The following is a 20,797-nucleotide window of genomic DNA, read 5'->3' as shown; positions in this document are numbered from 1 at the left end:
TGCCATGACTAATTTATTTCATTCTATATTAGATCATATTGAATATGCCATTTTAATAACTGATAAAGATGCTAAATATGTATTTGTGAATAAATTTGTAAGAGATAATACAAATACTTCATTATCTGATTGGACGGGAAAGAGAATAGAAGATATTTTAGCCATAGGTATTTATGATAAGTCTTATATTCTAGATGTAATGAATACAAAACAAGAGGTATCAGGTATAATCTATACCGAAAAAGGATACTCTTCTCTTTCAACCTGTACTCCAATATTCGATCATCATGGGAATATCAAATATGTTGTAACTGTATCTGTAAATCCTGATAGATTTAATAATCTCCTTGAAAAAGCAACCTTAGCAAGTGATATTAATTTAGTTTATAAACAAGAGGTTGAATATTTAAGAAATACACTGTTATCTAATAGTGAATTTATATTCGCCAGCGATCATATGAAAAAATTATTTACTAGTATTTTAAAATTTGCCCCTACGGATTCCACAATTCTTATAACTGGTGAGACTGGTAGTGGTAAGGAAGTGATAGCTAAAACTATTCATCAAAACAGCAAAAGAAAAGAAGGTCCCTTTATCTCAATTTGCATCCCTTCTATTCCTTCAACATTACTTGAATCTGAAATTTTTGGATATGAAAAAGGTGCTTTTACAGGCTCAAATAGCATGGGTAAGCCTGGGTTAGTAGAATTGGCAAACCATGGAACTCTATTCCTCGATGAATTAGGAGATATTCCCATTGAATTGCAAGTCAAATTATTAAGATTACTTGATACATTAGAAGTAACTCGTCTTGGTTCAATAGAATCTAAGAAGTTGGATATTAGAATAATTGCAGCAACAAATAAGGATCTTTATGAAATGGTCAATAAGAAAACCTTTAGAGAAGATTTGCTTTATCGTCTGAGTATCATTCACTTGCCTATAAAACCTTTGAGGGAAAGGCCAGAAGATATAATTGCTCTATCAGATCATTTTATTGATATTATTAATAAGAAATATGGCTACCAAAAAAAGCTGACACAACAATCTTATAGAGTATTGCAATCCTATTCGTGGCCAGGAAATGTAAGAGAACTGCGAAACGTAATAGAAAGAATTTGCATAATGAGTGATAATAACGCTATCATGGAAGAAGAAATAATAAATGTTCTAGGTAATTATAATAAATTCATTCAAAATATTCCAGTAGATGATTCTCTAAAACCGAAATCAATTATTGATGATTTTCACAATTGGGAGAGAGATAGAGTATTAGATGCTTTAATAAAAAATAATGGTAATAAGACATTAACGGCTAAATCCCTTGGAATATCTAGAAGTAGACTATATAGGCTCTTGGAGAAATACTAAAAATTAGAAGAAAAAAGACCAAGTGCCACGAATATACCATATACTCATGATACTTATTTTGAACCATATATGATCTCTTAGTATAGATAATTATTTCATTCTATCTTATAAAATAGGATCTTATCACCCTACTAATAAGACAAATTCTACTTTTATTTATCTGCCTTATGATGAATATCCTTGGAATATCTTTGATATTAGAAAAGTATTGAAATCAAAATAATAAAAACTTGTGCAATATAGAAGATTTCCATATTGCACAGGTTTAGTACATTCTTTGGATACTGACTCCCCCTAAATCTAGTTCAAACTCTCTAATATCCCAAATATCATCTATAAATTCATTTATCTTGTCTTTAAATTCATTATCATTATTATCAATAATAGTCATTATTGTAGAGCCAGCACCGCTTAAGAATACTCCAAGACATCCAGCTTCTTTACATTTATTAACTATATTAAAATAATCGGGAATTAATTTTCCTCTATATTGTTCGTGAAGAGTATCATTTACTGCATATTTCAACAAATCAAATCTACCATTAGATAATGCTGATAATAACAAAGATACCCTACCCACATTATATATGGCATCTTTATATGAAACAGTAGAAGGTAAAACAACTCTAGCTTCTTTTGTTGATAAGGTAAAGTCTGGTATCAAAGCAATAAATTTAATTCCCTTAGGAATATGTATATTATTATATATTACCCTTTTATTCTCCATAACGGATACAACAAATCCACCAAATAAAGCAGGTGCTATATTATCGGGATGTCCTTCAACTTCCGTAGCTAATTCTAGAACTTCATCCTTAGAAAGAGGCTCTCCAGCTAGGTGATTAGCCCCTATGACTCCTCCCAAAATACAAGATGCACTACTGCCTAATCCCCTTGAAATTGGTATATCAGTACTCATATCTATCCTAATTCCTTTAGGTGAATACCCTATCTTATCAAATGTCCTTAACATAGACTTATAAACTAGATTATTTTTATTTGCAAAGGCTTTATTACATCCGCTGATTTCTAATCCTTTGTCAATTTCTTCAAATATAAAAGAATTATATATATTTAGTGCTAAACCAAGGGCATCAAAACCCGGACCAATATTTGCGCTGGTTCCAGGAACTTTCACTTTAATCATTTGCCACACCTACCTTTAGGAACTCCTCTATTATCTGTCTCATATCACCTTTATTGCAATTGTTATTGTGCAATATTACTTTATCTTTTAAAGTTTTTATAGCCTTTGGAACTGCAATCTTGGTTTTATCTTCCAACTCCTCTAGTATCCTAAATTCATCTTTATCTCCCATTTTTATACCTATTGCTGAGGCTACTGTGTTCCCAAATTTATATGGGCTGGCAGTGGAAGCTATAATTGTTTTTAGATTATCTTTAGTTTCTGATCTATATTTTTCATATACATTTATGGCTACTGCAGTATGAGGATCCATAAGATAATTTTCTTTCTTAAATACTTTACAAATCCTTTCTTTAACCTCTTCCTCTGTGGAATAATTATTGTAGAAATCTTCAAAGTTTAGATCATTCATCTTATAAAATCCTTCTTTAGAAAGTTTCTCCATACTACTTGCCACTATCTTGTCATCTCCCTCACTTAAATGAAATAGGAGTCGTTCTAGATTACTTGAGATTAAGATGTCCATAGATGGAGATGAAGTAAGTATCAGTTCCCTTCTCTTATCGTATACACCAGTCCTAAAAAAATCCGATAAAACATTATTCTCGTTGGATGCACATATTAATTTATTTACGGGAAGACCCATAACTTTTGCATAATAGGCTGCAAGTATATTTCCAAAATTACCCGTTGGTACAACAATATTTATCTTTTCTCCTTTATTTAGTTTTTTCTGTTTCACAAGCATTGAGTAGCTATAGAAATAATAGACTATTTGAGGAATTAACCTACCAATATTTATTGAATTTGCAGATGAGAACATATAATTATTTTTATCTATGAGTTCAATAAACTCTCTATCATTAAATATATCTTTAACTCCATTTTGAGCATCATCAAAATTTCCTCTTATGCCTACTACAAAAGTATTCTCTCCTTCTTGAGTTATCATCTGTTTTTTCTGAATCTCTGATACTCCATTCTCAGGGTAAAATACTATTATTTTTATTCCACGCACATTTGCAAACCCTTCCAAGGCAGCTTTTCCTGTATCCCCTGAAGTAGCAGTTAAAATCACTATTTCCTTTTGAATGCTTGTAATCCTTATGGATTCCTTTAGTAAATATGGAAGTATGGATAAAGCCATGTCTTTAAAGGCAAAAGTCGGTCCATGGAAAAGCTCTAAGATAAAAGAATTGTTTACCTCTACTACTGGGGCAATAATATCTGTATCAAATTTATTATCATAGGCTTTATCTATACAGGTTTTAAGTGATTCAGGCTCAAAATCTGTAAAAAACTTCTTCATTATTGTATATGCTATCTCTCTATAACCCATATTCTCCATAGCTTCTAGGTCTTCTATTCTAGGTAATATTTGGGGGACAAATAATCCTCCGTCCTTTGAAATACCTTGAATAATTGCCTCACTTGATGAAATTGAAATTTCTTTATTTCTAGTACTAATATATCTCATATCTTTCTCCCCTTTAATTAAGTATTCTTCCTAAAAAATACTTGTCTTTACGGAGTCCCAATGATTTTATTAAATCTAAGATATCCTTTAAAAAGACTTTTTTCGTAATAACTGCAAAGTTTTCTGACGTAGTCAATATTTTTTCAGCTATTTTTCGTAATTTGCTAATATCCTCTTCTTCCATTTCAGAAATTCTTAAATAATACTTGTCCTTTATCATTGAATTATTATTTTTAACTTTCCTTTTACCTAATGGATTTATCTTTCCATATGAGTTATTTACTACATCTATAACATCCCCTAAAACTGCATCTGCGGTGGGTAATGCGCCTGCCCCTGAGCCATAAAATCGTAACTCTCCTACATTATCACCTATCAAAACTATGGAGTTATATGCCATATTTACCTTTGAAAAATATGAATCCTTATTTATAATCGTTGGTTGAACTACTGCAGTAAATTTACCATCTTCCATATTAACCTCTCCAATTAATTTTACTGTTGAATTCATATTTTTTATCTGTTCCATATCAAATGCTGTAATACTGCTTATTCCATCCAATATCATATCTTCCTCTGAGATTTTTCCCCTTAATGCAATCGTTCCTAGTATCCTAAGTTTTCTCAAAGTATCATATCCTTCAACATCTGCTGTTGGATCAACTTCTGCATACCCTAATTCCTTGGCTATTTTCAAAGTATCCTCATAGTCCATCCCTTCCTCAAACATCCTAGTTAAAATATAGTTACATGTACCATTTAAAATACCTTGGACCTTAGTTATCTCGTTAATTGCAGTTTGTTCTCTAAGGGGTTTTAGTATTGGAATACCTCCACCTACACTAGCTTCATAAAGAAATGCTAATTTTTTTTCACTTGCCAAGCTAGATAATTCCTCAAAGTATTTCGATACAACGGCCTTATTAGCTGTAACCACATGTTTACCAGCATTCAATGCTTTCTTTATATATTTATAGCTATTTTCCAAGTCACTGGTAACCTCAATTATTATGCTAATGTCTTCATCTTCTAGAATATCTTCAAAATCAGTAACAATCATTTGTCTTTCTATATCTATACTTCTTTTTTTACTATTATTCTTTACTAATATCTTTTTAATCCTCAATTCTGAGCCTAAAATTGCTTTAAGCTCATCTTTTCTTTTATCTAGTATCTCTACTATACCTAAGCCTACTGTACCTAGACCAAGTAAACCAATATTTATCATTTAATCACTCTCCATAGAACTATCATTTTCGAAAACTTTATATATAGCAGTCATGGCTTTATCGAAATCATCGTTTTCAATTCCTATAATTATATTTAATTCAGATGAACCTTGAGTAATCATTCTGACGTTAACTCCACTATTTCCTAAAGCACTAAATACTTTTGCAGATACCCCTTTAGCCTTTATCATTCCTCTTCCCACTACAGCAATAAGTGCCATATTGGGATAACATGAAATTGAGTCTGGATTACAATATATTCGTATCTCTTCTATTACTTTATTCATTTTTGAGTTAAGCTCTGAATTTGAAACTACTACTGAGATCGAATCTATACCAGTAGGTACATGTTCAATGGAAATATCATTAGTCTCAAATACAGAAATTAACTTTCTCAAAATGCCTGTTTCTGAATTCAGCAAAGTTTTTTCTATAGATATAACAGTAAAATCCTTTTTCCCAGAAATACCAGTTATATTTCCAGAGCTAATGGGAGTATGATCATTTACAATCATAGTTCCAGGGTCCTCTGGGGAATTTGTATTCTTAATATTTATAGGTATTCCTGCCTTTTTCACTGGGAAAATAGCCTCTTCATGAAGTACTGGAGCTCCCATATAAGAAAGTTCTCTAAGCTCCTTATATGTGATAATTTTAATAGGTTTTGGATTTTTAACAATACGGGGATCTGCCATAAGAAATCCAGATACATCTGTCCAATTCTCATAGAGCTCACCATCTATTCCACTGGTAATAATAGAACCTGTTATATCAGACCCACCTCTAGAAAAGGTTATTATCTCACCATTCTCTTTAGCCCCATAAAATCCAGGAATGACACCATAAGAAACTTCTGATAATCGTGACTTAACTTTTTCCTCTGTAGTTTCTGAATCAAAGTTTCCTTTATTATCAAATAAAATCAATTCTGCAGCATCTATAAACTCAAAACCTAAGTAATTGGAAAGTATAATAGCATTTAAATATTCCCCTCTACTTGCAGAATAATCTCTAGAGGCGCCATTTTTAATCTTGTCCTTTATTTCATTTAATGTTTTATCAATCTGCAAACTTAAATTTAACTCATCACATATATCTTTATATCTTTTTTCAATAATTGCATATACTTCATCAAAGTTTAGACCATGTGATGCAAGTTGATAGCACATATATAATAAATCCGTTATTTTATGATCTTTACTATTTCGTTTTCCAGGGGCAGAGGGTATTACATACCTTCTCCTAATATCTGATTTAACGATATCTCTCACTTTGATAAATTGCGTACTATCAGCTAGGGAGCTTCCTCCAAATTTTGCTACGATTATATCTTTCAATTTTAACTCCTCCTATATCTAAAAAAATATGCAAAAAAACCCGCCCTAAATAGGACGAGTTTTATCTTCTCGTTTCCACCCAAAAACAAATTAAGTAAATAGCTTTAACGCAGCAAACGCATATCCCTACTATTGTTCAGGACTGGGCTCATAGGTGGTTTTCAATCTAGTGTATCAAAGAAGTCTTTCAGCCGGTGAACTTCTATCTCTAATGACATTAAAAGATTTACTCGTCCTATTCAAAGCTTTTAATTGAAATTTTAATATTTCTACTATTGTATAGTATTATCTTATTAAAGTAAAGTGTTTTTTTGATACATCTTAGATAAAATATAAAGACCATAGCTCAAAGTCAGTATTTACCTGAAAACATGGTCTTTATACTTTTATAGCTAACTATTTTAAATAACATTTAAATCTTGGCTGGAAAACTAAATAAAATGTCATGAGTGTTATCTCAAGAAATGAATTTAACTTTAAGAATATTAATTCTTTTAATCGAGTGTGTTTAATAACAAAATCATAAAATAAGCATCCATTGGATAAAATATGGATTAAACCACTACTCATAACGGCTATATGTAGATATATATAGCTTACTTCATATTACTTTGAACAAAAACAAATTCTATCTAAGTTTTCGAGATAAGCTACCCCTGCTATGGTAGTCCCATAGAATAATGTGGCTTTTTTCACTCTTAGAAAATCTAATATAGTACCGTTTGTTATAGTACTTCCTGTGACTACTAATATGTCAGACCATTTAACTACTTCTTCTCTATTCACTTTCCCATCTTCTATCAAAGTATCATATTTTATCTTTCCTATATTATTAATATCTAAATCCAACACTCTTATTGAAAATTTCTTTCTAAGATTATCAATTATCGCTGGCTGAAAACCTACCATACCTATTTTAACGCTTCCAAATTTATCTTGAATATATCTTGCTATATCTTTACCGCATTTTTCTGGCTCTTCATCTTTACAGTGAATAGTATTTTCAACAAGTTTCAAGTGTTTTAAAATTGCATTTAAGGTTGCAATAAATAAAACCTTATTTCTATTATCAGATAAATCTAATTCTAGAACATGCTTAACACTTCCTTTAAATACTGTTGGTGAATCTGTATAAGCCTGCCCTATAGAGTCTAGAAATTTTGCTTCTATAAGCACTTCTTTCCCATTTAAAAGGGGAAAATCCTTTCTTTCAGTTATTCCAATGGCTTCTTCTGGAGTTAATGTATTGGTAGTAATAATAATATTTTCATCATACAAATTATTTTGGATTGCAATTGCTTTAATCTTTTGTTGTAATAGTGTATAAAATTCCATTTTCCTCTACCCTTTCCATCATAGTTTTAAATACTTAAATATAGAAGTCAGATCTAATCTATTGGATATTTCATCTGACTCCAATACTTTTAGTAAATTTCCATCACTCATTATACCTATTCTATCTGCTAAAAATATAGCTTCCTCTATATCATGGGTAACATGTATTATTGTAGATTTAAACTCTTTATGTATATTTTTTATTTCTTGCTGAAGGGTTGGTTTGATCATTATATCTAATGCACTTAGGGGTTCATCTAAAAGCAATATTTTAGGCGATATAATAATTGCTCTTGCTAGTGCAACTCTTTGTTTTTCTCCGCCACTAAGCTTATTTGGATATCTTTTTAAAAGATGCTCTATTTTTAACATTGAGACTAGTTTATATAATTTTTCTAATATAATCTTTTTATTCATACCTCTTATTTTAAGTCCAAATATTATATTATCCTCTACTGTCATATGAGGAAATAATTCATAGTCTTGATATACAAAGCCTATATCCCTTTTTTCTGGGGGAAGAAGAGTTATATCATTCTTATTATACAAAATATTTCCTGAATCTGGTCTATAAAGTCCAGCAATAGTCTCTAGCAAAACTGTCTTTCCTGATCCACTAGGACCTAGAATTACAAAATATTCTCCTAAGTTTATTTTTAAATCTATATTATTTAGGGCAAATCTCCCTAATCTTAATTGTATATTTTTTATCTCCAACATAATATTTCCCTTCGTGTTAAATGGATTTTGATTTCTGTATTATTTCAACTAGAAACATAGATATTATAGATATGAAAATTAGTATGGTTGCAACACCAATTGCAATATCTAAATCACCTGTTGACATATTCATAAATATTGCCGTAGGTATTACTTCTGTTTTCATACTTGTAGCTCCAGCAAGCATAATTACCGCTCCGAATTCTCCTAATGCTCTTGACCAGACTATTATTGAAGAAGAAATCAGACTATTTTTTATTAATGGAATAGTAATATATATAAATGTCTGCCATCTATTACAACCTAATGTTCTCCCTATAAATTCTATCTTGTATCCCGATTCTTTCATGGCTATTCTTAACATGTTGACCATAAAAGGGAAATTTACAAAAACTTGAGCCGCAACTATTCCCTTTGGATTAAAAACAAACTCTACACCTATTTCAGATAAAAATCCTCCTATGCCTAGATTACCTAAAAAAAGTAATAGTGCCACACCAGATATCATATGGGGTAAAGACATAGGCAATAATATCAATATTTGTATTAACTTTTTAAGCCTTATATTCGATCTTTCCAGTGTATAAGCTACAGGTATGGAAAAAACCAAACATATTAAAGTAGATATAATAGATGTAATAAGGCTTAATTTTATAGAAAATAATATTTCTTTGGACTGAATACATTTATATATATTAGGAACCCCTCGTATCACTAAGATACAAGGGGAGTAAAAATAAATATCAAGGCTATTGATAACGTAACTATTAATAAATATGAAAATCTTTTATTTGACATATGCAATCAATCCCTCTATCTATTTTACAGAAGGAAATCCATATTTTTCAAATATCTCTTTTCCTCGATCTGAGCTAACAAAATCAACAAAGATATTTGCCTTATCTAGGTTTTTGGAAGCTTTAAGTGCCCCTATTGGAATTATTTGTTGTATATTAATATCTTCAGGTATTGCTATTGTTTCTATATTTTCATTTCCAAACGCTGAGTCTTCTGTAACTATTGCTGCATCTGCATTTTTAGATTCCAGGTGTACTAATATTTCATTTACTGTTGCCGTTTTAGCCACTACGTTATCATTTATACCAGTTAATCCTGTTTTTTCTATTAGTTTTTGGCTAGTTTGTCCTATGGCATTAGCTTTTTCGTCCCCTAATATAACTTTCACACCTGGATTTGCCATATCTTCAAGACTATTTATATTTGCTGGATTTCCCTTTGGAACTCCAATTATTGGATTATGATATGCTACATCCTTAGATGGATATGTAAGTTCCTTTTCTACTGATGTTTCATAGGCTTGCTTAGAACCCACTATAAACACATCTCCTTTTCCCGAAAGTTCTATCTGGCTTAATAATTGAGTTGAACCTGCGAATATGTATTCTATCTTTATGCCGTTTTCTTCTTCAAAAACCTCTGCAATCTCAGTCATAGGTTTTTTTAAACCTGCACCACTATAAACCAAAAGCACTACATCCTCTTGACTTTCATTGACATTGCTAGATTCTTCATCTTGATTAGAATTATTAACATTTGATGAATTATCTATCTCCCCTTCTTTGCCACAAGCCACAGTAAAAATCATAAGGCTCAAAACTAAAAATAAAGCTATAAATCTCTTAAAATTATTCAATATAATTCCTCCCCTATATTAATTTATAATCGTTACTCTTTATAAAGAGTAAGATTATAAATTACAGTATATTGCTTTGTAATGCCTTTGTCAATGAAAAAACACTTTCTAAGAAATTAGATGCTTTCTCAATATTATCTTCATGTACTTTTCAAATTGATCATCAGTATTAGAAATTTCCCACATTCTTTAGATGATATTTAGGCATTAATTAGTCAATATAGAATATTACAATTTGAGTTCTAGTATTAGTTTTATTGATAGCACCAATATCTAAAAATTCCATAGTATATTATCTATTTATAAAAAGCAGAAAATCCTTTTGATTCTAAGGATTTTCTGCTTTTTAATAAATTTTTACACCACTAATTTTATCAAATTATTAGATGGATCTTTCGTAAATATATTATTATCTTCTTCTATTATCTCATAGCCTAGATTACTTAGATTATTTACTATATTTTCCCTTACATCTATATCAGGGAATATTATAGTATAATATTTCATACCTGCAGCATTGTCTGGCAAAGCTAGAGCATTCTTTCCGTTCCAAATATTTAGTCCTATATGGTGATGGTATCCTCCTGACGAAATAAATAATGCTGAATTAGCCATTTTCATTACTAAATCAAATCCTAATCCATCACAATAAAATTTTTTTGCTTCATCTAAATCTCCTACATGTAAATGGATATGTCCTATTATGGCCTCCTGTGGAATCTCACTCCATTTTTCTTCACCAGCATCAAATATAATACTATTATAATCTAAAGGATCTGTTACCATCTCTATTTGATTTCCTTTACGTTTCCATTCCTCACTGTCGATATCTCTATAGACCTCTATTCCATTCTCATCTGGATCTTCTAAATATATAGCCTCACTAACGCCATGATGTGCTCCCCCGATTATAGGATAACTCTTTTCTCTTAGATGTTTTAAAAATACCCCTAGATAGAATCTATTTGGTAAAAGAAGTGCAAAATGATAAATTCCCGTTCTTCTTGGTAGTTTTGGTATTACATCATCAGGTTCTATAATTGTAATCATAGGATTAACTCCATCTGCTGTTAATGTCACTTCTTTTTCTTCTCTATCTAATACTCTAAATCCCATTATTTCTGTATAAAATTCTATAGACCTTTTTATATCTACTACTTTTAATACTATCTGATTAACAAATATATCTGGTTTTTCATGAAACTTTGACATAAAATCACCCTCATACTTTTAGTAAATATAATATACCCAATAATAGGTGTTTAAATTATGTCAAACATAATAAATCCTACAGTATTTATAGCAAAATTAGCCATCATGTGAACTAGCCATGAACTATATATATTTGAGTTAGATTCATTAAGATAATTGAAAATAATTCCTCCTGCAAATAAACCAACCATAGCTAATAAAAAGATCAACGGGCTAAACCAACTGCCCATAATCCCTATATGATATACTGTAAATGCAAAAGCACTTATAATATAGGCACTTTTTATTGCAATTAGTTTTTTAAGATTTAAAAATATAAATCCCCTAAAGAAAAATTCCTCTAAAAGAGAATTGATAAAAGAAATATATAATGCTACAAAAATAAAATTATTCTTATTTACTTTAAGATTTTCTGCTAGTATATTTTTGATACTATCTAAATCTATATATTTTTTTAATATTAAATAAGCACCAAGTATTATTAAATATACTAATAATCCAAGAATTGTTGAGATTATTAATTTCTTCTTAGACTTAACCTTAAATATATCTTTAAGGTTAATATTACTATCACAAAAAATATATATTAAAGGGATAAATAGAAACATTATTATCTTTATAGCTGACTTATACATATAGCCAGGATTTATAATAGCATCAACAATGGACATTATGGCTATAGATATAGCAGTGATTATAAGTATACCAATTATCGTTTTTCTTTTGTTCATTTTTGCACTTCCTCATGTTAGCTAGTACTAAAGCTTATTTTATATCTATAACTATATCTCGAATCAGTTTTATTTTCAATTAGGAATTTTAAATTATTTATTCTACTAAAATTTCATTTTTTATCCAAATTATACCTTTGCTGGGCATACATAAAATTGACTCTTGGATAAAATTCCAAGAGTCAATTGGTTCTAGCTTAGTTTAAATTAAGGGGTAACCGCTAGACCTATATCTATATATAAATCATCTAGTCTATAATAACTATTTCAAAAAATCTATTGATTTATTATAGTTGTTTACTAGCTGATTGAAAGTATCAATTAATTTTGATATATCTATTTTAATGTTATCTTTATCTTCCTCTATTTCCAATACATCTTTATCCATTTGTCTTGAAATTTGAAATTCTTGAACGTGTTCAGTCTTCCTTTGTAGTTTCCCAAAATATCCCCCTTTGAAACAATTTTCCTTAATAAGATCTTTTAAGTAAATCCATAAATCCATATTTCTATTTTATTTAACATTTTCTCACCTCCTATTTTAATGCTTAGATTTTGGATAGGTTTTTAATTACCAAGGACCTTATAAATAATTATATTGGAATATTATTTCATATTTTTTTCTAAGTTTTTAACATTTGTTTCTAAATTGTTACAAATTGTTACAAGAATATATGATTATTGGGCTTTTTCTTTAATATTTAATGATTTAAAATAAGCCTATAACCTAATGTATATATGATATTTACTAATGTTAATCATTTCCATTTTAAACTTTATTTATTGAGTGAATAGGATTTTCATACCAAAATATAGAATATAAGTATACTAGTATGTAGTGAATTTCAATGATATAATTAATATAAATTTATATACAATTCCACTTTCTAAATATTATATTTATTAAACTTAAGTAAAGTAATAGGGGGGATAATATTGCAATACTTAGGAAAGGTTTTAGTTGTAGATGATGATCAGAATATATTAGAATTAATAAAGATATATGGTGAAAAAGAAGGTTTTGAAGTTGTAGGAGTAAACAATGGCGATCTTGCATTATCTGTGTTCAATAGAGAAAATCCTGACGTGATAATACTTGATATTATGCTTCCAGGTAAAGATGGATTAACACTATGTCGAGATCTAAGACAGATCCGCATGGTTCCCATTATAATGCTTACTGCTAAAGGAGAAGAAGCTGATCGAGTCTTGGGGTTAGAAATGGGTGCCGATGATTATGTATCAAAACCCTTCAGTCCTAGGGAATTAATGGCTAGAATAAAAGCGGTTTTGCGTAGAACGAACACATATGAAACATTAGAGCATTTAAATATAAAGTACCCGGGATTGGAAATTATGTCTAGTACTAGAACAGTACTAGTAAATGGTAAAGATATAGCCGTCACACCAAAGGAATTTGATTTGTTATATTATCTTGCACAGAACCCCCTTCGTGTCTTCTCACGAGAAAACCTATTATCTGTAGTTTGGGGATATGATTACTTTGGCGATCAACGTACAGTAGATGTACACATACGAAGATTAAGGGAGAAGTTAGCCTCTTTAGACCATGAGTACTTAACAACTATTTGGGGCGTAGGTTATCAATTTACATCCCCATTAAAAGTAAAGGAAGTAGCCTATGAATAATTATATACAACTTATAGAAAAGCAAGCTAAGAAATCCTTACAAAAATTTAAAAAATTGGGATTGCTTTTAAGGCATTTTTTTAAAAAACAGTTCAATCGAAATATTTATACCAGAATATTGTTTATAAATATAATATGCTTTGTTCTTTGTCTAACTGCTTTAATAGCATTTTTTGATTTTTCGGTTAAACAGGTAACTTATAATCAAATTCAACAGGAATTATTACGAAAAGCTAAAAGAGCAAATTTTGCATTGTTACAAAAAGAAAGTTGGGATCAGCTTACACTGTCAGAATATGATAGTAGTAATATTGCTCAAAAGCAGCAAGAAAAAATCAAATTTTTATCTGATATCTTCGATGCAAAAATTACAATTTTTGATAAAAGCGCTAATATTGTAGCTACCTCCGCAAACCAAGAAATAGTACCTGGCTCTCAGGTAGATAAAAGCTTTGCCAAGGCAATATCTAGCGGCGAGACCATAACTGCAAAGGTTATTAATAAGGAAACAAAGGAGTTGACTTTTATCGCTGCCGTCCCTATGGGTGACAGTAATGATATTATTATTAATGGCATCCTCCTAGAAGCAACTCCTTCTAAACTTGACCATAATATAGCTAAAATGCGTCTATATCTAATATTAGTAGGAATATTTGTCCTTATTATGATTATTTTTGTTTCTATCTACCAAGCCGAGCACATTTCGAAACCAATTTCTGAATTAAGTACGGCCATGGCCGAATTAAATAGTGGAAACTATGTTACACAACAATACCATCCTGCCCTTGATGAGGTTAAAATATTAATAGATCAATTTAATAAGTTAGCAGAAAAAGTGCAAAAAATACAGGAGGAAAACAGAAGCGTAGAAGAGGAAAGGACAAGGCTCTTTTCTGAGATTTCCCATGAGCTTCGCACACCACTTACAGCTGTTCAAGGATTTGTAGAGGCTATACAAGATGGTATAGTTCAGGACAAGGATTTATTAAACAAATATTTAGAAATCATCTACACTCAGACTGTTCACATTAATAGACTAGTAGATGATATGCTGCAATTGAGCCGCTTAGAAAGCGGCAGCATAAAACTAGAAAAAACTCCTTTAAATTTAATAACTCTAGTACATAGAGTCATTGAATCCATGGAAGCATTAGCTCGAAGTATGAATATAAATATTATTTTTGAAAAAAATATAGACCAAGCAACGATAATGGGTGATATCGATCGAATTGAGCAGATAATCAGGAATCTGCTACAAAATGCTATTAATGCTTCAGAAAATGGAGAAATTATAGTTAAGATAGAAAGTTCCCCGAACTCTGTTATTCTAATGGTTAGAGATAATGGGACTGGGATATCTAGTGATGACTTACCTCATATTTGGGATAGATTCTATCAAAGCAAATCTCATAGAAATGTAGGTAAGGCAAAGGGTGGCAGCGGCTAGGTTTAGTTATAGTAAAGCAACTTGTACTACTACATAATGGGAAAATTGATGTGGAAAGCCATCTTGGCATAGGTACTACTTTCTATGTACATTTTCCTGCTTTATAGTATCTTCTGCACCATAAAACTATCTTATTAGCTTCCAGTATATTATATTTGAAAACTCATTAAATATTATCAAAATATGAAAAGCATCTATCAACACGTTAAAGGTAGCTTTTCTTGGTCACTGCATAAACGACTTACACGAAATCAAAGATTTCCACAATCTGCTTAAAACTCATTAAGATCAAATTCTTGATATGGAATGTTAAAGCAGAACTTTTCTATTCGTTATAAAAATTCCTTGGATACGTAATCTCTATCCAAGGAATCTCTATAATTATTAAACTTAACTATTTTAATTATTCAAAGATTTTTGATTAGTTGTAGGATTCTATTTTTCGTACTGGAAATTGTATTTCAGTAATATATTCATTAGGGTCAGAAGTAATCCACTCCCCCTTTAAATATAATTCCCTCTGTGGTCCAACTATTTCATACTTATTCTCCTCAATCCATTTTGATATGGCATTATAGCCCATATGAAGAGTCTGATATGAACCTTGGTGAACGACACATACCATTTCTTTTATTCCCTCAAGTTCTTTAACCTTAATTCTTTCTGTATCAGGCAGGTCTTCATCTATTGGCTCAACTACCTCTGCATCAACTGATTCCTCCTTATAACCTGTATTATGATATATAACCATACATGGTGGAACTATCCTGACACCGTATTTTTCTATATGTTCTACTAATTCTTCCCATAAATGTCCCTGTTCACTATAGGATGGAATAGTATCTCTCAATGTGGCAACTTTCAAAGGTTCAACTTCCTTTAACACAATGTCATATTTCATAATATACGCCTCCTGTTTACATATTTTAATAAAAGCTTCAATACGATCTAATCTTGCTTGTTCACTTCTCACTCTGTCTGAGATTTCCGAATGCTTTAACTCCAAGAGAATTTGTATTTGTTTCGAATCCATATTGCTGTTTAGAATCAAAGCAATCTCATCTAAGGAAAATCCTATATCCTTTAAGGAAACTATTCGATTGAGTCTAGGCATCTGGCTTGCTGAATAGTATCTATATCCTGTGAAGGAATCAATTTTCTCTGGCTGTAACAAACCAAGGCTATCATAATATCTTAGTGCTTTAACAGTCACTCTATTTAGTCTAGCAAAATCTCCAATTTTAAACATTTCAATCACCTATACATGTATATTTTGAGGTCCTCATATAAATAATAAACCCTCCTGTACTAGGAGAGTCAATATAAATTTAATAAATGTTTAGATATTTTTAATTAAAATTATTAGGGATTATTTCTCTTAAATAATATTCAAAAAGTAAATCGAGGCATTATCTCGATATATTATTTTTTGATCTTTATGAATATTCGTCCTATGCATCTTTCAAATATTTTACAATTAATTTCTCTAGCTTTTGACTTAATTCTAATATATCCTCATTGCTCATTACTTTATCTTTTTCTATAACTTGCTTATTTAACTCATCTCTCATTACTTCAATCTGTTCTTTTAGCTCTTTTAAAGTATCCATTTTTTCTCGATTCTCACTTTTCTTCATTTTTTTCTCTTTATATAAATTTTTATCTGCTGTTCTTATAATATCTTCCATATTGTAAAAATCATTATTTGAGGCCACTCCTGCACTAATTTGAATATCTATGTTTTCTTTTACTGTTTGCTTATAAATTTGTCTTCTAATCCTTTTTATAACCTTATCTACAGCATTTTTATCCTGGCTTAAAAGTAAAACTATGAACTCATCCCCACCATATCGTATACCTATGTCTTCTTTTCTTATGCTCTTTTGAATGGCTTGCCCAACTACTTTAATAGCCTTATCTCCTTCTAGATGTCCATAACTATCATTAATCTTTTTTAGATTATCTATATCTATTAATATTAAAGAAAGATCTTTGAAACTAAGGTGACAGTGAATTTCACTATTAATCTGTTCCCAATAACTCCTACTATATAAACCTGTAACATCATCTATTAGTGTTTTACTACAATTACAGCATTTAGATGATTTCGGATTAATTATAATTATGTAATAAAGTTCATCACAAATATAAAACTTATCAATACCTATAAAATTATCTCCTGTAGCATACTGAACATGTAAATCAATAGGTAAATTCTCTAAAATTTTTAACTTTTTTAGGTAATTATAAGTTCTTTTATTGTCAATACTACTATAATAAATCCTATGTTCCTGATTCATTATAATTTGAATTATCCCATTAATTTCAAGGTCTTCTTTGTACATTACTGTAGCCTCCAAATTTATAATATGTTCTTCATTAGAACGTATTGTTGTATAACTTCATATAAAATACAATTGTTCCAATAAAGAACAGAAGGTGATGATTATGAAATTAGTATTAGATTCCAAGGAACGCAATATCGCAGGTTTCAGAGTAAAAACTGCAAGATTAAAAAACAACATGACACAAAAAGAACTATCAGTAAAACTCGAAACATTAGCTGTTTATATTGACAGAGCAAGCATCTCTAAATTAGAGCAGCAAAAAAGAATTATTACTGATATCGAATTAACAGCCTTATCTCAAGTATTAAATGTCAGTGTAAATTGGCTTTTAGGATTAGAAAAATAGCGCTTGTTCTAATAAAGAACATTATATCATTTACCCTTATTCTTGTAAATATAACGACCTCTTTTGTTATTCATATTCTTTAACGCTACAACATCTGTAGTACTAGCTCATTTTTTATTCTAATTTTATTACATGAAAGTTTTTCCTTAAAATAAAATTTCCAAGTGGATAACAGATAAAATGGAAAGAAAGGAATGAATTTAAACTATTTAAATTGTATTTCTTTATCTTTAATATATGCATAGATATATCTATAATCTTTTATAGAAAATATATTTTATTAAATAATAAATATTAATGTTATCATATATTTTATGGGAATAAAGTTAGAAGAATATTATGGAAAATAGAGCAAGAGGTACCTTTATAAATCTAATTTTAACATTATTAACTTAACGAATCCTTGAAAATCAACTAATAAATATATAAAAATATGAAGCTATCATATTTAGAATTGTATATGGATTAGCTGTTATAGAGATGTAAACTTATTTAATGATAAGAGTAACAGGAATGGGGAAAAACAATTTTTTATACTTACATCAGTAAACTTTTAAGGCATGTTAATTTTTTATCATTACCTCAGGGTTTAATAATTATATGTTTATTATTTTGTATTCCAATCCATGCCTAATAGTTTATGATTATTAGGCATGGGGTTAAAATAATAATTAGTTATTTATATTAAGCCATTTTTACTTGCAAAAGTAAAAATACCTATACCTGCGGCAATTGATAAATTCAATGAATCGACAAGATTTGAAGAAGGTATTTTCACACTTGTACCTATGTTTGAAAAACTTTCATCAAGTCCTGTTGCTTCGTTGCCAAACACTAAACTAAAAAGATTTTCCTTTGAACAATTATCAAGATTCAAACATATTTCTCCATTAAGCATAAAAGGATAAAATGAATGTTTTAGATAAATTGCTTTGTATTCTTCAAAAGAACTGAAAAATTGAAACTTAATCCTAAACAACGCCCCCATAGAAGCTCTTACAGTTTTGGGATTAAATATATCTGCAGCAGGAGTAATTATTGCAAGATTACATACATTAAACCCTGCCATAGTCCTCATTATGGTTCCAATATTTCCCATGTCACTTGGATTTACAAGAACTATATGAGGTTTTGTTTTTTCTAAAACATATGAATGCTTTTCAAAAACTCCTATAATATAAATATTTTCTTTCTGACTTATTCTTATAAAACTTTTATCATCATATAGAAAGGGAATTCTATTATCTTTGCAGAACCTCTCCATTTCCGCCTTATCAGAATAACTGGAATGGATATAAACTGCCTTGACAATTTCAGGCTTAGTTTTTATCAATTCATAGGTTGCATATGCACCATAGGTATAGGAATACTCAAAATCCTTTTTATATGGTTTTAAAGCTAATTTGTTTTTCATATAGACCCGCTCCTTAAATATTATGATTTTTAAGGATGCAAAGCCTAAATAATAAACAGAATTATATTACAGAGCGACATCTAACCTCCATGCAAAGCTCGCAGTCTGTTTATCAATAGACTTTGCATGGAGTGCGCCCAGCGTAATGCCAAAATTTATTGCCATTAGAATCACCTCCGTATGGTTAAATTTCTCAATAGATTAATAAGAAGTTTTATTACTGTTAATATATAATGTTTCAACTATAGATTATACTCATTTTCAACGGATTACAAGTATTTTGATAATTAATAAAAAAATCTAATGGCATAAAATAAAATTCCCAGAAATACTTACAAAAGTTAGCTTGCAAATACTACAGGGAATTTATATTTATTGAACTTCATTAAGTCTATTCCTGTCTAATCATCTGTAACATTTTCTAACAAAATACAATCCGTATCTATACCAAAATATGTTTTTGCTAGTTAGCCAATATGGTAAAATCGCTGATACCTTTTGTCTATTTGAAACGGCCTTCTAATGATATATATTGGTCAAACATTAATCTACTTACTTTTCCGCCAAATCTATAGGATTCATGGTCATTATAATATAAATTATCAACAAAGTCCTTTGTAAATAAAGATATAACATAACCGCCATAAGGTGTATATACTATTCCACCATCATTTCTACAGGCATCCATGCTACCACTCTTTGAAGCAATAGAAATTAACTCTTCATCACCAGTATTTTCTGAATCTAAGAAGTACTGGGGCAAATCCCTTGTTAAGATTGTATTATAATGTTGTTTTTTTAATATGTCGATCATTTCCTCACTAACTTCTTTACTCCACAATTCTTTTTTATATAACAACTCAAAAAATCTTCCATAATCTCTTGGAGTAGTAGTTCCTAGCTTACTGTATTTTTCAAAATCTATTTTATTGTGGAGGATAGTATCCTTTAAACCTAAATCTGCACAGGTATTATTTATATTATCTATTCCTAGTAAATCTATTAAAACATTAGTCGCAATATTATCACTAATTATAATCATAAGAGTTGCAAAACTCTTAGCTGTCATCTCTACTCCATAGTCTAAGTCTCTTAATATCCCGCTTCCTACAACATAATTTTCCTTTTCATATTTTAAAATTTTATGAGGATTTATTTTATTTTCATGTATTTGCTTATATAATTCTGCTAATACAAAAACTTTAATAGTACTAGCTGTTTCAAATTTATCATCTGAATTAATCTCTATTATATTTCCTTTAAAATCATTTGCATATAATCCTATTCTTCCACTAAAATTATAAACCTCAGCATTGATTCTCGATTCTAATGATAACTTATTCATAAAAGCCTCCTTGTTTTTTCATATTATAGAAAT

General features: G+C 29.8%; 20 protein-coding genes. 5 read left to right on the top strand and 15 right to left on the bottom strand.

The window, feature by feature from the left end:
• Positions 1-4: 4 nt before the first annotated feature.
• Positions 5-1,372, top strand: a complete 1,368-nt coding sequence (locus CIW83_RS01360) for a sigma-54-dependent Fis family transcriptional regulator (RefSeq protein WP_094898912.1) — start codon at positions 5-7, stop codon at positions 1,370-1,372.
• Between the two features lie 265 nt (positions 1,373-1,637).
• Here CIW83_RS01360 and thrB read toward each other — a convergent pair whose 3' ends face one another.
• The 11 genes from thrB to CIW83_RS01305 all read right to left on the bottom strand — a co-directional run bounded on the left by thrB (position 1,638) and on the right by CIW83_RS01305 (position 12,719).
• The gene (gene thrB / locus CIW83_RS01355; RefSeq protein WP_094898871.1) at positions 1,638-2,519 is read right to left on the bottom strand and encodes a homoserine kinase; all 882 of its coding nucleotides are present in this window, start codon (positions 2,517-2,519) and stop codon (positions 1,638-1,640) included.
• Complete coding sequence (gene thrC / locus CIW83_RS01350) at positions 2,512-3,996, bottom strand: threonine synthase (protein WP_094898870.1); 1,485 nt, start codon at positions 3,994-3,996, stop codon at positions 2,512-2,514. Before thrC ends, thrB begins: the two co-directional genes overlap by 8 nt.
• Before the next feature lie 13 nt (positions 3,997-4,009).
• Positions 4,010-5,224: a homoserine dehydrogenase gene (locus tag CIW83_RS01345; RefSeq protein WP_094898869.1), complete on the bottom strand. Its 1,215-nt coding sequence runs from the start codon at positions 5,222-5,224 to the stop codon at positions 4,010-4,012.
• A complete protein-coding gene (locus CIW83_RS01340; RefSeq protein WP_201259630.1) occupies positions 5,225-6,553 on the bottom strand; it encodes an aspartate kinase in 1,329 nt (442 codons plus the stop codon).
• A gap of 615 nt (positions 6,554-7,168) precedes the next feature.
• Positions 7,169-7,897, bottom strand: coding sequence for a Rossmann-like domain-containing protein (locus tag CIW83_RS01335; protein ID WP_094898867.1), 729 nt, complete (start codon positions 7,895-7,897; stop codon positions 7,169-7,171).
• An 18-nt stretch (positions 7,898-7,915) separates the two neighbouring features.
• A complete protein-coding gene (locus tag CIW83_RS01330; RefSeq protein WP_094898866.1) occupies positions 7,916-8,617 on the bottom strand; it encodes an ABC transporter ATP-binding protein in 702 nt (233 codons plus the stop codon).
• Positions 8,618-8,633: 16 nt separating this feature from the next.
• Complete coding sequence (locus tag CIW83_RS01325) at positions 8,634-9,332, bottom strand: ABC transporter permease (RefSeq protein ID WP_201259624.1); 699 nt, start codon at positions 9,330-9,332, stop codon at positions 8,634-8,636.
• Between the two features lie 102 nt (positions 9,333-9,434).
• On the bottom strand, positions 9,435-10,271 hold the full coding sequence (modA, locus tag CIW83_RS01320) for a molybdate ABC transporter substrate-binding protein (RefSeq protein ID WP_094898865.1): 837 nt from the start codon (positions 10,269-10,271) through the stop codon (positions 9,435-9,437).
• Positions 10,272-10,628: 357 nt separating this feature from the next.
• Positions 10,629-11,483: a VOC family protein gene (locus tag CIW83_RS01315; RefSeq protein WP_094898864.1), complete on the bottom strand. Its 855-nt coding sequence runs from the start codon at positions 11,481-11,483 to the stop codon at positions 10,629-10,631.
• Positions 11,484-11,533: 50 nt separating this feature from the next.
• Positions 11,534-12,214, bottom strand: coding sequence for a CPBP family intramembrane glutamic endopeptidase (locus tag CIW83_RS01310; RefSeq protein ID WP_201259623.1), 681 nt, complete (start codon positions 12,212-12,214; stop codon positions 11,534-11,536).
• A gap of 262 nt (positions 12,215-12,476) precedes the next feature.
• Positions 12,477-12,719, bottom strand: coding sequence for a hypothetical protein (locus CIW83_RS01305; protein WP_094898863.1), 243 nt, complete (start codon positions 12,717-12,719; stop codon positions 12,477-12,479).
• A gap of 431 nt (positions 12,720-13,150) precedes the next feature.
• Here CIW83_RS01305 and CIW83_RS01300 point away from each other — a divergent pair, with 431 nt between their 5' ends.
• Genes CIW83_RS01300 through CIW83_RS24735 form a run of 3 tightly spaced genes read left to right on the top strand, consistent with a single transcriptional unit; the run spans position 13,151 to position 15,418 of the window.
• The gene (locus tag CIW83_RS01300; protein WP_094898862.1) at positions 13,151-13,864 is read left to right on the top strand and encodes a response regulator transcription factor; all 714 of its coding nucleotides are present in this window, start codon (positions 13,151-13,153) and stop codon (positions 13,862-13,864) included.
• Positions 13,857-15,311, top strand: a complete 1,455-nt coding sequence (locus CIW83_RS01295; RefSeq protein ID WP_201259622.1) for a cell wall metabolism sensor histidine kinase WalK — start codon at positions 13,857-13,859, stop codon at positions 15,309-15,311. Before CIW83_RS01300 ends, CIW83_RS01295 begins: the two co-directional genes overlap by 8 nt.
• 8 nt (positions 15,312-15,319) lie before the next feature.
• Positions 15,320-15,418, top strand: coding sequence for a HAMP domain-containing histidine kinase (locus CIW83_RS24735; RefSeq protein WP_201259629.1), 99 nt, complete (start codon positions 15,320-15,322; stop codon positions 15,416-15,418).
• 314 nt (positions 15,419-15,732) lie between these two features.
• Here the strand turns inward: CIW83_RS24735 and CIW83_RS01290 are convergent, their stop codons facing one another.
• A complete protein-coding gene (locus CIW83_RS01290) occupies positions 15,733-16,560 on the bottom strand; it encodes a MerR family transcriptional regulator (protein WP_094898861.1) in 828 nt (275 codons plus the stop codon).
• A 202-nt stretch (positions 16,561-16,762) separates the two neighbouring features.
• Positions 16,763-17,656 (bottom strand): diguanylate cyclase, encoded by an 894-nt coding sequence (locus CIW83_RS01285; protein ID WP_094898860.1) that lies wholly within the window; start codon positions 17,654-17,656, stop codon positions 16,763-16,765.
• Positions 17,657-17,759: 103 nt separating this feature from the next.
• Between CIW83_RS01285 and CIW83_RS01280 the strand changes: the two genes are divergently transcribed.
• On the top strand, positions 17,760-18,005 hold the full coding sequence (locus tag CIW83_RS01280; RefSeq protein ID WP_094898859.1) for a helix-turn-helix domain-containing protein: 246 nt from the start codon (positions 17,760-17,762) through the stop codon (positions 18,003-18,005).
• 679 nt (positions 18,006-18,684) lie between these two features.
• Here the strand turns inward: CIW83_RS01280 and CIW83_RS01275 are convergent.
• Together CIW83_RS01275 and CIW83_RS01270 are read right to left on the bottom strand one after the other, a co-directional pair.
• Positions 18,685-19,419 carry a TrmH family RNA methyltransferase gene (locus tag CIW83_RS01275; protein WP_094898858.1) on the bottom strand — a complete coding sequence of 245 codons (735 nt, stop codon included), beginning with the start codon at positions 19,417-19,419 and terminating at the stop codon, positions 18,685-18,687.
• 502 nt (positions 19,420-19,921) lie between these two features.
• Complete coding sequence (locus CIW83_RS01270) at positions 19,922-20,764, bottom strand: serine hydrolase (protein ID WP_094898857.1); 843 nt, start codon at positions 20,762-20,764, stop codon at positions 19,922-19,924.
• Positions 20,765-20,797 lie beyond the last annotated feature (33 nt).

The sequence above is a fragment of the Tissierella sp. P1 genome (genome assembly GCF_002266425.1).
In the GTDB taxonomy this organism is placed as follows: Bacteria; Bacillota; Clostridia; order Tissierellales; family Tissierellaceae; genus Tissierella; species Tissierella carlieri.
This window is presented reverse-complemented; position numbering and strand designations above follow the sequence as displayed.

What these genes read in the sequence shown, in the direction of transcription:
- CIW83_RS01330 (WP_094898866.1), bottom strand. Translation starts at nt 8,617, where the DNA reads ATGTTGGAGATAAAAAATATACAATTAAGATTAGGGAGATTTGCCCTA.
- thrB (WP_094898871.1), bottom strand. Translation starts at nt 2,519, where the DNA reads ATGATTAAAGTGAAAGTTCCTGGAACCAGCGCAAATATTGGTCCGGGT.
- CIW83_RS01280 (WP_094898859.1), top strand. Translation starts at nt 17,760, where the DNA reads ATGAAATTAGTATTAGATTCCAAGGAACGCAATATCGCAGGTTTCAGA.
- CIW83_RS01270 (WP_094898857.1), bottom strand. Translation starts at nt 20,764, where the DNA reads ATGAATAAGTTATCATTAGAATCGAGAATCAATGCTGAGGTTTATAAT.
- CIW83_RS01285 (WP_094898860.1), bottom strand. Translation starts at nt 17,656, where the DNA reads ATGTACAAAGAAGACCTTGAAATTAATGGGATAATTCAAATTATAATG.
- CIW83_RS01345 (WP_094898869.1), bottom strand. Translation starts at nt 5,224, where the DNA reads ATGATAAATATTGGTTTACTTGGTCTAGGTACAGTAGGCTTAGGTATA.
- CIW83_RS01360 (WP_094898912.1), top strand. Translation starts at nt 5, where the DNA reads ATGACTAATTTATTTCATTCTATATTAGATCATATTGAATATGCCATT.
- CIW83_RS01335 (WP_094898867.1), bottom strand. Translation starts at nt 7,897, where the DNA reads ATGGAATTTTATACACTATTACAACAAAAGATTAAAGCAATTGCAATC.
- CIW83_RS01305 (WP_094898863.1), bottom strand. Translation starts at nt 12,719, where the DNA reads ATGGATTTATGGATTTACTTAAAAGATCTTATTAAGGAAAATTGTTTC.
- CIW83_RS01290 (WP_094898861.1), bottom strand. Translation starts at nt 16,560, where the DNA reads ATGTTTAAAATTGGAGATTTTGCTAGACTAAATAGAGTGACTGTTAAA.
- CIW83_RS01310 (WP_201259623.1), bottom strand. Translation starts at nt 12,214, where the DNA reads ATGAACAAAAGAAAAACGATAATTGGTATACTTATAATCACTGCTATA.
- CIW83_RS01275 (WP_094898858.1), bottom strand. Translation starts at nt 19,419, where the DNA reads ATGAAAAACAAATTAGCTTTAAAACCATATAAAAAGGATTTTGAGTAT.
- CIW83_RS01315 (WP_094898864.1), bottom strand. Translation starts at nt 11,483, where the DNA reads ATGTCAAAGTTTCATGAAAAACCAGATATATTTGTTAATCAGATAGTA.
- CIW83_RS01295 (WP_201259622.1), top strand. Translation starts at nt 13,857, where the DNA reads ATGAATAATTATATACAACTTATAGAAAAGCAAGCTAAGAAATCCTTA.
- thrC (WP_094898870.1), bottom strand. Translation starts at nt 3,996, where the DNA reads ATGAGATATATTAGTACTAGAAATAAAGAAATTTCAATTTCATCAAGT.